Origin of the sequence: Sulfitobacter sp. HI0027 (assembly GCF_001634775.1) — a bacterium.
In the GTDB taxonomy this organism is placed as follows: Bacteria; Pseudomonadota; Alphaproteobacteria; order Rhodobacterales; family Rhodobacteraceae; genus Sulfitobacter.
Genome location: NZ_LWER01000240.1, coordinates 1 through 579, shown reverse-complemented (window position 1 = coordinate 579; position 579 = coordinate 1). Strand labels below are relative to the sequence as shown.

Annotated in this window: 1 protein-coding gene; it reads right to left on the bottom strand. The window is 55.6% G+C overall.

Features of this window, described 5'->3' with window-relative positions:
• Nucleotides 1-39 precede the first annotated feature (39 nt).
• A partial coding sequence (gene cysC, locus A3722_RS14965; protein WP_082849506.1) for an adenylyl-sulfate kinase occupies nucleotides 40-579 on the bottom strand: 540 nt, incomplete at its 5' end.

The following is a 579-nucleotide window of genomic DNA, read 5'->3' as shown; positions in this document are numbered from 1 at the left end:
AGGGACGGCGTGAGGCGTGTTGCTCGGAGCAGACAAAAATTAATGCTCCGGGATCAGCCTCGCAATAATCAAATCAGCCGCTTCTTCTGCGCTTAGCTTCGTTGTATCAATGCGCAACTCCGCCGCTTGTGGCGCCTCATAGGGCGCATCGATCCCGGTAAAGTTCTTCAACTCGCCAGCGCGCGCTTTGGCATAAAGCCCCTTCACATCACGGCTCTCGGCTACTTCAAGCGGTGTGTCAACGAACACCTCAAGGAATTCACCAGGTTGCATCATGCTGCGCATCATATCCCGCTCTGACCGATAGGGCGAAATGAATGCGGTAATAACAATCAGGCCTGCGTCCGTCATAAGCTTCGCCACCTCGCCAACACGGCGGATGTTCTCGACCCGGTCCGTTTCGGTAAAGCCCAGATCCTTGTTCAGCCCATGGCGCACGTTGTCGCCATCCAGCAGGAACGTATGACGGTTCATCCGGGCGAGCTTTTTCTCAACAATATTCGCGATCGTGGATTTGCCGGACCCGGACAGACCAGTCAGCCAGAGCACCGCTGGCTTTTGGTGCTTCATAGAGGCGTG